General features: G+C 60.2%; 8 protein-coding genes and 1 pseudogene. 7 read left to right on the plus strand and 2 right to left on the minus strand.

From position 1 onward, the window contains the following. The first annotated feature begins 6 nt into the window (after positions 1 to 6). The 7 genes and pseudogenes from I9H07_RS15235 to I9H07_RS15260 all read left to right on the plus strand — a co-directional run bounded on the left by I9H07_RS15235 (position 7) and on the right by I9H07_RS15260 (position 9,422). The gene (locus I9H07_RS15235) at positions 7 to 2,886 is read left to right on the plus strand and encodes a PAS domain-containing hybrid sensor histidine kinase/response regulator (RefSeq protein ID WP_236423227.1); all 2,880 of its coding nucleotides are present in this window, start codon (positions 7 to 9) and stop codon (positions 2,884 to 2,886) included. Between the two features lie 94 nt (positions 2,887 to 2,980). Continuing rightward, positions 2,981 to 3,589, plus strand: a complete 609-nt coding sequence (locus I9H07_RS15240; RefSeq protein WP_024675500.1) for a TetR/AcrR family transcriptional regulator — start codon at positions 2,981 to 2,983, stop codon at positions 3,587 to 3,589. 427 nt (positions 3,590 to 4,016) lie between these two features. Continuing rightward, positions 4,017 to 4,727 (plus strand): annotated as a pseudogene (locus tag I9H07_RS25120) (cache domain-containing protein); the annotation flags it as partial. Positions 4,728 to 4,850: 123 nt separating this feature from the next. Beyond that, positions 4,851 to 5,585: a methyl-accepting chemotaxis protein gene (locus tag I9H07_RS25125; RefSeq protein WP_432760453.1), complete on the plus strand. Its 735-nt coding sequence runs from the start codon at positions 4,851 to 4,853 to the stop codon at positions 5,583 to 5,585. Positions 5,586 to 5,676: 91 nt separating this feature from the next. After that, a complete protein-coding gene (locus I9H07_RS15250) occupies positions 5,677 to 6,498 on the plus strand; it encodes an aldo/keto reductase (RefSeq protein ID WP_024675498.1) in 822 nt (273 codons plus the stop codon). Between the two features lie 164 nt (positions 6,499 to 6,662). Then, complete coding sequence (locus I9H07_RS15255) at positions 6,663 to 7,679, plus strand: transporter (RefSeq protein WP_024647110.1); 1,017 nt, start codon at positions 6,663 to 6,665, stop codon at positions 7,677 to 7,679. 126 nt (positions 7,680 to 7,805) lie between these two features. Continuing rightward, positions 7,806 to 9,422, plus strand: a complete 1,617-nt coding sequence (locus I9H07_RS15260) for an inorganic phosphate transporter (RefSeq protein WP_024675497.1) — start codon at positions 7,806 to 7,808, stop codon at positions 9,420 to 9,422. A 544-nt stretch (positions 9,423 to 9,966) separates the two neighbouring features. On the opposite strand, the gene I9H07_RS15265 is transcribed toward I9H07_RS15260, so the two are convergent. Beyond that, entirely contained in the window at positions 9,967 to 11,130 is a 1,164-nt protein-coding gene (locus I9H07_RS15265) for an HlyD family secretion protein (protein ID WP_236423229.1), read from the minus strand. Continuing rightward, on the minus strand, positions 11,127 to 12,806 hold the full coding sequence (locus I9H07_RS15270; protein ID WP_236423230.1) for an MFS transporter: 1,680 nt from the start codon (positions 12,804 to 12,806) through the stop codon (positions 11,127 to 11,129). The genes I9H07_RS15265 and I9H07_RS15270 overlap by 4 nt, the downstream gene beginning before the upstream one ends. Between the last annotated feature and the right edge of the window lie 184 nt (positions 12,807 to 12,990).

A 12,990-nucleotide genomic window follows, 5' to 3' on the forward strand; every position in this document is an offset into this window, starting at 1 on the left:
GAAGAGTTGGAAGCGCAAGTTGCGCACCTGCAAAAGACTCTTGAAGAATCCGGCATCAAGCCTGGTAACAGCCGCACAGCATTGGCCAGCCGTGAAGCACGCCATCGCGCAGTCTTCGAGAGCGCGGTGGATTTTGCCATGATCCTGACGGACCCCGCGGGCGTGATTACCGACTGGAACCCGGGTGCCGAACATGTTCTGGGCTGGAGCGCCACGGAAATGCTGGGTCAGGCTGCCGAGCGCTTTTTCACGCCCGCCGATCGGGCCAGCGGTCAGATCATGCGTGAAATGCAACTCGCCCTGAGCGCTGGCCACGCGGCAGATGAACGCTGGCACCTGCGCAAGGACGGTCAGCTTTTCTGGGCGTCAGGCGAGATGATGCCCTTGCAGGGTGACCGCAATGAACACCTGGGCTTCGTGAAGATCCTGCGCGACCGCACCGCAGAGCACCTGGCAGGGCGCGCGACCGAGGAGGCGCAGGAACGTTACCGGCTGGCCGCCAAGGCGACCAACGATGCGATATGGGATTGGGATTTTGCCGCCAACCACGTGCTCTGGAATGATGCGCTGGAACAGGCTTATGGCTACCCGCTTGCTACGCTGGATACATCGGGCGAATGGTGGATCGCCCAGATCCACCCCGACGATCGTCCGCGCATCGACGCCTCCATTCATGCGGTGATTGATGGCAGTGGCACTGCGTGGAGCGATGAATACCGTTTCCGCCGCCTGGACGGGTCCTACGCCGATGTTCTGGACCGTGGTCATGTGATCCGTGATACCGAGGGCAAAGCGGTGCGCATGATCGGCGCGATGCTCGACATGTCGCAGATGCGCAAAGCGGAAACCGCACTGCGTCGCAGCGAAGAACGCTCCAGAGCCATGCTGGAAACCATTGAAGCCGCGTTTGCCATCATTGAGGTCAAGTTCGACGCTAACGACAGCCCGGTGAACTATCGCTTCATCGAAGCCAACCCGGCGTTCGAGCGCCAGGCAGGTGTCGACCTGCGCGGCAAATGGGTCACCGAGTTCGCCCCGGACCTGGAGCGTTTCTGGTTCGAAGCCTATGGTCATGTTGCGAAAACGGGCGAGCCCACCAGTTTCGAGAACTATGCCAAGGCCTTCGAACGCTGGTTCGAAGTCAAGGCAGTGCGTGTCGGTGATCCGGCTGAACGGCAGATTGCGGTCATCTTCAGTGATGTAACTGCACGTCGGGATGCCGAGGAACGCCTGCGGACCAGCGAGGCGCTGGCCCGCGAGAACGTCGACCGCGTTCAGCTCGCCCTGGCCGCAGGTGCGATTATCGGCACTTGGCACTGGGACCTGCCGACTGACCGCTTCACGGTCGACGAAGCCTTCGCCAGAGCTTTTGGCCTTGACCCTGCGTTGGGCCGCGAGGGTCTGAGCCTGGAACAAGTCATTGCCACTGTGCATCCCGAAGACAGACCAGGCCTGATCGACGCGATCAACGCAGTCGTCAGCAACGGTCACGTTTACGCCCACCAGTACCGGGTGCGCCGCACAGACGGCAATTACTACTGGATCGAGGCGAACGGTCGCGTTGACCGGGACACAGATGGCACCCCGTTGCGATTCCCCGGCGTACTCATCAACGTTGATGAACGACGCACCATTGCCGCCGAACGAGACCGGGCCACAGCGGCGCTGCGCTCGCTCAACGACACGCTTGAGCAGCGCGTGGCAGCACGTACCACCGAGCTCATGCAGGCTGAAGAAAAACTGCGTCAGTCGCAGAAAATGGAAGCGGTCGGGCAATTGACCGGCGGTCTCGCCCACGATTTCAACAACCTGCTGGCGGGTATTTCCGGCGCTCTGGAACTGATCGGCAAACGAATCGAGCAAGGTCGCTGGAGCGACGTGGACAAATATATTGTCACTGCCCAAGGCGCTGCAAAACGCGCCGCTGCACTGACACACCGGCTGCTGGCCTTCTCTCGTCGACAAACGCTGGATCCGCAGCCAACCGATGTGAACCGCTTGATGAGCGGGATGACCGATCTGATCCAGCGGACCGTGGGGCCCAGCATCCTGGTCGAAACCATCGGCACTATCGGGCTCTGGCCCACACTGGTCGACGCAAGCCAGCTTGAGAATACACTGCTGAACCTGTGCATCAATGCCCGCGATGCCATGCCGGACGGCGGACGCATCACGATCGAGGCAAGCAACCGATTGATCGAACGCAGCACAGCACAGGTCCACGACATGCCTGAGGGGCAGTATCTGTCGTTGTGCGTGACCGATACCGGCACCGGCATGACACCAGAAGTCATCGCCAAGGCCTTCGACCCCTTCTTCACCACAAAACCGATCGGTCAGGGCACAGGCCTTGGGCTGTCGATGATCTATGGCTTCGCCAATCAGTCTGGTGGTCAGGTGCGTATCCAGTCGGAAGTCGGCAAGGGAACCGCGATCTCTATCTACCTGCCGCGCTATGAGGGTGCGGCAGTCAGGGATGAAAGCGCTGTCGACAAAGCTCCGGTCGAATTCACCCGGTCAGGAGAAACGATCCTGATTGTCGACGACGAACCTACCGTGCGCATGCTGCTCACCGATGCCTTGGGCGATCTCGGCTACACGCTGATCGAAGCCGCCGACAGCCTGGCCGGCCTCAAGCTGCTGCGCTCGGATGTGCATATCGATCTGCTGATCACCGACGTAGGCTTGCCGGGTGGTATGAACGGGCGGCAGATGGCCGATGCCGGACGAGAGGTCCGCCCGCACCTGAAAACCCTGTTCATCACCGGTTACGCGGAAAACGCCGCCATTGGCGACGAGCAACTCGGGCCGGGCATGCGCGTACTGACCAAACCGTTTGCGATTGATGTGCTGGCGTCCCGCGTGCAGGAACTGATGAGGTCCTGACTCAGTGATGGCGCTCATGCCTAGTGCATTGAGCGCTGCGCAGAGCCGGTGCTACCATGCGCGACCGCCATGCAGGCAAGGGAATAACCGGGTCATGAGCAGTATCCGCGAGCGCAACAAACAACTCATCCTGCGTGCCGCCAGCGAAGAATTCGCCGACAAGGGCTTCGCCGCCAGCAAGACCAGCGACATCGCCGCCAAGGCCGGTGTACCCAAGCCCAACGTCTACTACTACTTCAAGTCCAAGGAAAACCTCTATCGCGAGGTCCTGGAAAGTATCATCGAGCCCATCCTGCAAGCGTCGACACCCTTCAACCCCGAAGGTATCCCGGCCGAAGTGCTCAGCCGCTACATCCGCTCGAAAATCCAGATATCCCGTGACCTGCCCTTCGCCTCGAAAGTCTTCGCCAGCGAAATCATGCACGGTGCCCCGCACCTCACGCCGGAGCAGATCGAGCAGCTCAACGGCCAGGCCCGGCATAACATCGAGTGCATACAGGCGTGGATCGACAGCGGGCAGATCGCCCCGATTGACCCTCACCATCTGATGTTCACCATCTGGGCCGCGACCCAGACCTATGCCGACTTCGACTGGCAGATTGCGACAGTCACCGGCAAAGCAAAACTGGAAGACACCGATTACGAAGCCGCTACACAGACCATTCTCAGGCTGGTGCTCAAGGGTTGCGAGCCGGATCGCTGAGCAACCGGCTGTGAAGTGAACACTTTTCTGCAGACGCAAAAAACCCGCCGAAGCGGGTGGTATTGCAACATGACCATTCCGACATCCTGTCAGTAGCCTCCTGGCAATGGTTGATCCTCCCTGATCACCGCAACGTTCCTTCGCTGCAGCTGTTGAATTGGATCCTACATGGACCTCGGTCCAGTCGATAGCGCCAATGGCGTCTCTTGATGTAAGCCATTCGCCATACCTGCTTATTCAGATAAAAAATGTGATCCCGATCTCATGTTTGCTGATCATGCGCCGAGATGCTTGAAAGGCTCTGCTATCCGGCTTTAAGCCGGTCGGCCCCTAGAAAAGAAAAATAATGGATAGAGGGAAGATCATGAATATGCGCAGTTTGTCCATCAGTCGCCGCTTGTGGCTGATTCTTATCGTTTCTGTGCTGATGCTCTTGGTCCTCGCGGCGACCCTGCTCAGGCAGACGCATGAAGATCTGTACCGGGCGAAGGCTGAAAAGACCATGCACGTGGTGCAGACCGCCAGTGGCATCCTCACCTTCTATCAGGGGCTTGAAGCCGCTGGCAGCATGACGCGCGAAGCCGCCCAGCAACAGGCGCTGAAAGAGATAAAGAGCCTGCGCTACAGCCAGAGTGACTACTTCTGGATCAATGATCTGCAGCCGGTGATGATCATGCACCCCACCAACCCCAAACTTGAAGGGCAAAACCTGTCGACCATCAGGGACCCGGACGGCTTTGCGGTGTTCAATGAAATGGTCACCCTTGTCAAAAGCAAAGGCGCAGGCATGGTCAATTATCGCTGGCCGAAACCGGGCGCCAGTGAGCCGGTGAAAAAGACCTCCTACGTGCAGCTGTTCCAGCCATGGGGCTGGATTCTCGGCTCCGGCGTCTACGTGGATGACGTCGCGGCGGAGTTCAAGGCTCAGTTGTTGAATGCGGGGATCTTTATCGCAGGCATTGTGCTGGTGATGGTGCTGCTTCTGAGCATGATCGTGCGCAGTATCGTCCGTCCACTTAGAGCAGCGGTCGACGCCATGGCGAATATTGCCAGTGGCGAAAGTGACCTGACCCGCACCCTGGAAACCCACGGCAAGGACGAAATCACCGAACTGGGCACCCATTTCAACGGCTTTATCGCCAAACTGCGTAACGTTGTCGGTCTGTTGCAGAATTCGTCCGTAGCACTGGGCCAGGCGGCTGGCGAACTGGGCAGCAACGCCGAGCAGGCGCAGAACCGCAGTCAGCAGCAATCGCAGCAAATGGACCTGGTGGCAACTGCCGTCAATGAAGTGACCTACGGCGTGCAGGACGTCGCCAAGAATGCCGAGCACGCCGCCAGCGAAATGCGCGATGCCGAGTCGCAGGCGCGACAGGGGCAGATCAACATCGACAACAGCCTGCGCCAGATCGAACACCTCTCCGGCACCATCGGCCAGGCGGTTGACGTGATGCAAAGTCTGGCCAGCGAAAGCACGCAGATCGGCAGCGTGCTGGAAGTGATCAGCTCGATTGCCGAGCAGACCAACCTGCTGGCCCTGAACGCCGCCATCGAAGCCGCACGTGCCGGCGAACAGGGTCGCGGCTTTGCCGTGGTGGCCGACGAGGTGCGCCTGCTGGCTCAGCGCACGCAGAAGTCGACTGCAGAAATCCAGAGCATGATCGAGCGCCTGCAAAAGCATTCTGATGCAGCGGTCAAGGTCATCGGCGACAGCAGCCGCTCTTCGCAACTGACCATCGAACAGGCCAACCAGGCGGGTCAGAGCCTGACCTCCATCAGTCAGGCGCTGCGCAACCTCAACAGCCTGAACGCGTCCATTGCCAGCGCCACGCTGCAACAGACGCACGTGGTGGACGACATCAACCAGAACGTCACCCAGGCGGCACAATTGTCGCAAAGCACTGCGCTGGCTGCCGAACAGTCCACCTCGGCCAGCCTGCATTTGCGAGCCCTGAGCGAAGAACTGAATACCCTGCTGAGACAGTTCAAAGTTTAAATATTTATTAAGCAACGGCGTACGGAACCTCGTGCGTCACTTGTTGCCTGAGACCTGCTTACTTATCGGCTCACTTATAGGCGGGGGTCACATGCGCACACTGGAATTGGCAGGCAGTACCGTACCAGTGCTGGGTCAGGGCACTTGGCACATGGGTGAAAAAGGGCATCTGCGCTCGGCAGAAATCGCCGGGCTGTGTCTGGGCATCGAACTGGGCCTGACCCTGATCGACACTGCCGAGATGTACGCCGACGGCGCGGCTGAAGAAATCGTCGGACAGGCCATCGCCGGCCAGCGCGACAAGGTGTTCGTGGTCAGCAAGGTCTACCCGCACAACGCCAGCCGCAGCGGCATCCCGACCGCCTGCGAGGCCAGCCTGCGCCGGATGAATACCGATTACATCGACCTCTATCTGCTGCACTGGCCGGGTCAGTATCCGTTGACCGAGACCGTCGAGGCATTCGAGCGCCTGCGCGAAGCCGGCAAAATCGGCGCGTGGGGCGTGTCCAATTTCGACGTGCCGGACATGATCGAGCTGAACAACCCGCGCTGTGCCACCAATCAGGTGCTGTACAACCCGGAACAACGTGGCATCGAGTTCGACCTGATGCTGTGGAGCGCCGACCGCCACCTGCCGTTGATGGCGTACTGCCCTATCGGCCAGGCCGGCGACATGCTTTACCACCCTGCCCTGCATGAAATCGCCAGACGCCACAACGCAACACCCGCGCAGATCTCCCTGGCCTGGGTGTTGCGTCAGGACAACATGATTGCCATCCCCAAGGCGACCAACCCGGAGCACATCCGGCTGAACGTCGCGGCCGAGCAGATCCGTCTGACCGAGCAGGACCTGGCCGACATTGATCTGGCCTGGCCGGCACCCACGCGCAAGCAGCCATTGGCGATGGTCTGACCGTTAGCGGTCCGGCATCAGGCAACTGAATGGCCGCTGAACGCGGCCAGCGTCAAGGCAGGCAAGGAAACACTCCGCAACAAGCTGTCACAAATATGAAATAACCCGTTGTCATCATGCGCCAATCGCCTCCCCTGTCCGGGCCAGGCCGCATGTGGACAGCCATGAATCACAGCATCGTGCACCATCAGGATTCCGACCTCTTCGGCCTGCTCTATGGCTTCCGCTTTCGCCACGGTGAAAGCGGTCAGGAAATCGGCGCGACTGCCGCGCTGGATTATCTGCAAAACCCGCCGGATGAAAATGACTTTATCTGGCTGCACCTGAACCTGTCGCATGCGGCCTGCGAGCGCTGGATGAAAACCACGCTGGATCTGCCGGAGGAATTCTTCGAGGCGCTGCACGAGGGCTCGCGGTCGACCCGCATCGAACACGTCGATGCCACCCTGCTGGCGGTGGTCAACGATGTGGTATTCGATTTCAACCGGCTGTCGACCGACATCTCGACATTGTGGGTCTGCGCTCGCCAGCGCCTGCTGATTACCGCACGACTGCAGCCGCTGCGCTCGGTAGACAAGCTGCGTTCGGCAGTCAAACATGGCGAGCAGTTCGACTCCCCTATCGAGCTGCTGGCGCATCTGCTTAGCGATCAGGGTGAAGTCCTGACCCAGTTTCTGCGCAAGACCAGCGTCAATGTCGACCGCATCGAAGACCAGCTTCTGTCACAGCGGCTGAGCAACAACCGCTCCGAACTGGGTGCCATGCGCCGGGTGCTGGTGCGCTTGCAACGTCTGCTGGCGCTGGAGCCGGGTTCGCTGATGCGCCTCCTGCATCGCCCGCCGCAGTGGCTGCGCGAACAGGATGCGCAGGCGCTGCGCCAGTCCATCGAAGAGTCCTCGCTGGTGATCAACGACCTCACGGCACTGGGCGAACGCATCAAACTGCTGCAGGAAGAAATCGCTGCCAATCTCAACGAACAAAGCAGCCGCACCCTGTTTACCCTGACTGTGGTAACGGTGCTGGCGCTGCCAATCAACATCGTTGCAGGCTTCTTCGGCATGAACGTCGGCGGCGTACCGCTCGCCTCGGACCCGGAAGGTTTCTGGATTCTGGTGGCACTGGTGGCGACCTTCACCCTGGTCGCGGGCCGTTGGGCCTTTCGCAAGCGCGGAGACTACTGAACCAGCCTCCAGACGATGCCAGTTGTCAGAAATCTGGCGCAGCCGCGCAATCATTTGTTACATGTCGTCTCTCTGTCATATTTTGCAATGACCATGTCAGTAATCTTTCAATTCAGGATTGCACACATGGCTACCAATGCACTTTCTCCCGATACCAGCGGTCGGGCGAGCCTGTCGGCCACTCAATTCGGTCGCAAGCCCAGCCGAACGACCATGATACTTTTCTTCGTGATCCTCATCGCGGGCCTGCTGTTCACCGGCTACAGCCTCAAGCAGGACGTGGATGACATGGGCACGGTGGTCACCACCTGGACGCCCTTCGTCCTGCTGGGCGTGGCGCTGCTGATTGCCTTGGGCTTCGAATTCGTCAACGGTTTTCATGACACCGCCAACGCGGTCGCAACCGTGATCTACACCCACTCCCTGCCGCCCGGTTTTGCCGTGGTCTGGTCGGGTTTTTTCAATTTCCTGGGTGTCATGGTGTCCAGCGGCGCGGTGGCGTTCGGCATCATTGCCCTGCTGCCGGTGGAACTGATTCTGCAGACCGGCTCATCGGCAGGCTTCGCGATGATCTTCGCGCTGCTGATCGCGGCCATCATCTGGAACCTGGGCACCTGGTGGCTGGGCTTGCCTGCGTCCTCTTCGCACACGCTGATCGGCTCGATCATCGGTGTCGGTGTCGCCAACGCGTTGATGCACGGCCGTGACGGCACCAGCGGTGTGGACTGGTCGCAGGCCACCAAGATCGGCTATTCGCTGCTGCTCTCGCCACTGGTCGGGTTCGGTTGTGCCGCGCTGCTGTTGCTGGCCATGCGCATGTTCATCAAGAACCGCGCGCTGTACAAGGCACCCGAAGGCAACGCGCCGCCGCCATTGTGGATTCGCGCCATGCTGATTGTGACCTGCACCGGCGTGTCATTTGCACATGGCTCCAACGACGGACAGAAAGGCATGGGCCTGATCATGCTGATTCTGGTCGGCACCCTGCCGATGGCTTACGCACTGAACCGCACCATGCCTGCCGAACAGTCGATCCAGTTCGCTGCCGTGGCGGAAGTCACCCAGCAAGCGCTGATCCGCAACGTCCCGCAACCCGCACCGGACGATTCGCGCAAAACGCTTTCCGCTTATCTGGTCAGCAAACAGGCCAGCCCCGAGCTGATTCCGGCGCTGGCGGTCATGGCCGGCAAGATCGGCAACGAGGTGGCCAGCTACGGCTCGCTGGCTAAGGTGCCTGCCGAAGCAGTGACCAACGTGCGTAACGACATGTACCTGACGTCGGAAACCATCCGTGTGATGGAAAAAAACAAGGTGGGCAATTTCGACGCCGATACCCAGAACAAGCTCGATGCCTTCAAAGAGCAGATCGACAATGCCACGCGCTTCATTCCGACCTGGGTCAAAATCGTGGTAGCCATCGCCCTCGGGCTGGGCACCATGGTGGGCTGGAAGCGCATCGTCGTGACCGTCGGTGAGCGGATCGGCAAGACCCACATGACCTACGCACAAGGCGCGTCGGCAGAAGTCGTGGCGATGTTCACCATCGGCGCGGCGGACATGTACGGCTTGCCAGTGTCTACCACCCATGTGCTTTCATCCGGCGTGGCGGGCTCGATGGTGGCCAACGGCTCCGGCCTGCAAATGCGCACTTTGCGTAACCTGGCTACCGCCTGGGTATTGACCTTGCCGGCGGCGATCCTCCTATCAGGTTCGTTGTATTGGGTGTTCAGCAAGCTGTTCTGAAGTTCTCAGGAGGCGATCGTTCTACACAAATCCAACCGACTCTCGTGCCAATGCTCCGCGTCGGCATGCAGTTCGTGACGCTCTGCGTCACACAACGGTTCTGCGATGTCAGGTGGATTGAGGTTCGGCTCAGGTCACCTTTTCGCCCCTCGGCGACTCACTTTGAGGGACCAAAGTGAGCAAAGTCCTTCGCTCCTGTTTCCGGCCCGACTTCGTCGGGTTCCTTCGTCCTGACCCTGATCCGGGGGTCGCCGCAACGGGCCATCCATGGCCCGGTGCGGCTAGCCTGGCGTCCTGCCAGGCTACCCCCGGATCAGGGTCAGGACTCAGCCGTCACTAACGTCGCACTCTGCGTCGTCAGTACCATCGCGGTTGAAAAGCAATGCGTTGGCAGCGGCTGCGTGTAAGGCATCACAGTGTTTCGTATCAGAGATGGGTGACGCAGAGCGTCACGAACGGCACGCCCACGCAGAGCGTTGGCTCGATATTCATCAGATCGGACCTGCATTTAGCAAAGTCCCGGCTGTCACGACCGTCCAGAAGTTCAGCGCACAGTCGAATCCGGCGGCACATCCCCCTCCACACTGGTATCGATACTCACCACCACCGACATGCCCGGCCGCAGGTGCTCAAGCATCGGCTGATCGGCGTCGACGACGATGCGTACCGGGATGCGCTGGGAGATTTTCACGAAGTTGCCGGTCGCATTGTCGGCGGGCAACAGGCTGAACTCCGAGCCTGCGGCAGGCGAGATTCTTTGTACGTGACCATGCATTTGGTAACCGCCCAGCGCATCGACGGTGAAACTTACCGGCTGGCCCAGACGCACGTTGGCCATCTGGGTTTCTTTCATGTTGGCGACGATCCAGCGCTGTTCCGGCACCAGTGCCATCAGTTGCGCGCCTGAATTGACGTAGGCCCCCAGGCGCACACCGATCTGCCCCAACTGCCCGTCACGCGGCGCGACGATGCGGGTGTTGTCCAGATCAATGCGTGCCAGTTCAACAGCCGCTTGCGCATTGGCAACCGACGCTTCCAGCGAACCCCGGTTGACGATCACGGTTTGCAGATCCTCACGGGCGATCAGCAACACAGCCTTGGCTTCTGCAACCGCCGCATTGGCCTGGGCATCAGCCGCCTCGGTCACGTCCAGCTCGCTTTTCGACACCGAGCCATCGGTCACCAGCGCCTTGTTGCGACGCAGGTCGGCGGCGCTCTTGCGGCTCTGCGCAATGCTGTTCTGCAATTCGGCCTGACGCTGGCCGATGGTCGCCTCGGCACTGCGCCGTTGTTGCAGGTTATTGGCCAGCGAAGCTTTCTGTACATCCAGTTGCGCCACGGCCTGGTCCAGACGCTGCCGATAGATGCGGTCATCCAGACGCACCAGCAGGTCGCCCGCCTTGACGAACTGGAAGTCCTGCACCGGCACTTCATAGACATAACCACTCAGTTGCGGCCCGATCAGCGTGGTCTGGCCTTTTACCTGTGCGTTTTCGGTGCTTTCGATAGGGCTGCCAAAGGGCGGCAACTGCCAGGCGTACAACACCACCAGCACACCGATTAACGCGACAGCACCGAACATCACCGAAGAAACGATCCGCTTGCGGGCCGAACGCGGCCGGCTGGTGACCGGAGACTTCAGCGGCGCCGGAGCCGGTGAAGATGAGCTGCGAGGTACTTCGGTATCGGGGGTATTGGATTCGGTCATGTAGATCTAACGCCGGAATGGGGTACGGAGGGCGAAGCGGCAGGTGCAACAGGGGCCAGCGCCTGAGGTTGGGTGGTCATTTTCAGCCACAGCATGCGCAGTGAAATCCAGATCATGGTCAACACAGCAATCAGAGCGATCAGCATGAATACGTCGTTGTAGGCCAGCACATTGGCTTCGCGGGTCGCGGCCGTAGCCATCGCGCGGATGCCCTGGCTGTTGCGCAATGCCGGGTCGGCGATGACTGAACCATAGCTGGCGCTGTAACTTTGCAGGCGGGCCTGTACAAGCGGGTCGATCAGCGTCAGGTGCTCGACGATGTGACTGGAGTGAAATTTCTCGCGCACGATCTGAAAGGTGCCCAGTGCAGCAGACCCGATCAGGCCGCCGATGTTCTGGGTAATCCCGAACAGCACCGAAAAGCTCACCATGTTGCGCGGATTGGCCAGCACACCGCTGATGCCCAGCACCAGCGTTGGCCCAAGGAAAAACGTACCGCCAAAGGCCAGCAGAAACTGACTGAGGTACATGTTCGATTGTCGGGTCAGGTTGGTCGAGTGGCTGTCCATCCAGGCACCGACCGCCATCATTGCCAGGGAAATCAGCAGCGGCTTGATCAAGTGCGCCGGATTGATGGTCAGTGCACTCACCGCCAGGCCCGCGACGCTGCCCAGCAACATCACCAGGTACAGCGTATGCAGTTGCTGACTGCCCATGTTCAGCGCCTGAAGAAAACCGACGGCACCTACCGACTGTTCGGACAGCACGATGCGGAAGAGGATCACGGCCAGGCCCAGACGCAAAATCGCCCCGCTGCCCAACCATCGCGTGATCAGCAAAGGATTGCTGCGGTTATGTTCGATGGCGAGCCCGGTGCAGATCAGTGCAATCGACGACGCCGAGGCAATACCGATCCACGGCGCTTCCAGCCACCACTCGATACGCCCCAGCGACAAGACCGCGCAGAGCAACGCAAAACCGCTCGCCAGCAGGCCGAATGTCAGAAAGTCCAGCTTCTCGAACGCTTTGAAACGATCACCCGGCGGCAGTTTCAAGAGCAACACGCAACCGAGCGAGAGCAGCGCCATGCCCAGCTCGAACAGATACAGGCCACGCCACTGGGCAATCTGCAGCAAGTCCTCAGACACCAACCGGGCCAGCGGCGTGGCCAACTGGGCCGTGCCCAGGCCAAGGACCAGCGCCTTGAGCCGCCATTTCTGCGGGAAAGCCTGAATCATGTAATACAGCCCCAGCGTACTGAGCGCCGCGCCGACCATGCCGTGCGCGGCACGCACCGCGATGGCCGAGTCGATGTCGTTGACGAACAGGTGCGCCAGGGTCACCAGCGAATAGAGCACCAGAAACAGCTCGGTGAATGCGCGCAGGCCGAACTGCTGACGAAACTTCACCAGCAGCAGGTTCATCGACACGTTGGTCATGATGTAGGCGGCCGGTAGCCAGGCGATGTCCTGCGAGGTCGCCCCCAGCGCGCCTTGCAAATAAGGCAGGTTGGCAACGACCAATGCATTGCCCAGGCCGCCGGTCAGCGCGACGATCACCCCGACCAGCGCAAATGCCCAGCGTCGCGCGTTGGAATGCAGCGGCGTCGACGGCGAACCCGGCATGGTCGGGCGCTCGTGGGCGGCCCATTCACGTGGCGCGTATTTATCGCTCATAAAGCGCGTTCATGGAAGGAGTCTGGCATGGTCGGAACCTCGGGAATGCCCATGTGTGACACTCGTGACTGTCAGAATACTCATCCGCTCGCAATGAATCCTGCGGCAGAGGGTCTGAAGCCTGCGAACAAGGAAAAATGATGGCTATTTGAAACTTCTGGCTATGCTTAAACGCAGTTTTGCT

Source organism: Pseudomonas syringae, from assembly GCF_023278085.1.
GTDB lineage: Bacteria > Pseudomonadota > Gammaproteobacteria > Pseudomonadales > Pseudomonadaceae > Aquipseudomonas > Aquipseudomonas syringae_Q.

Excerpts from the sequence above, each read along its gene's own strand:
- I9H07_RS15240 (WP_024675500.1), top strand. The coding sequence starts at position 2,981 with ATGAGCAGTATCCGCGAGCGCAACAAACAACTCATCCTGCGTGCCGCC.
- I9H07_RS25125 (WP_432760453.1), top strand. The coding sequence starts at position 4,851 with ATGGACCTGGTGGCAACTGCCGTCAATGAAGTGACCTACGGCGTGCAG.
- I9H07_RS15250 (WP_024675498.1), top strand. The coding sequence starts at position 5,677 with ATGCGCACACTGGAATTGGCAGGCAGTACCGTACCAGTGCTGGGTCAG.
- I9H07_RS15255 (WP_024647110.1), top strand. The coding sequence starts at position 6,663 with ATGAATCACAGCATCGTGCACCATCAGGATTCCGACCTCTTCGGCCTG.
- I9H07_RS15260 (WP_024675497.1), top strand. The coding sequence starts at position 7,806 with ATGGCTACCAATGCACTTTCTCCCGATACCAGCGGTCGGGCGAGCCTG.
- I9H07_RS15265 (WP_236423229.1), bottom strand. The coding sequence starts at position 11,130 with ATGACCGAATCCAATACCCCCGATACCGAAGTACCTCGCAGCTCATCT.
- I9H07_RS15270 (WP_236423230.1), bottom strand. The coding sequence starts at position 12,806 with ATGAGCGATAAATACGCGCCACGTGAATGGGCCGCCCACGAGCGCCCG.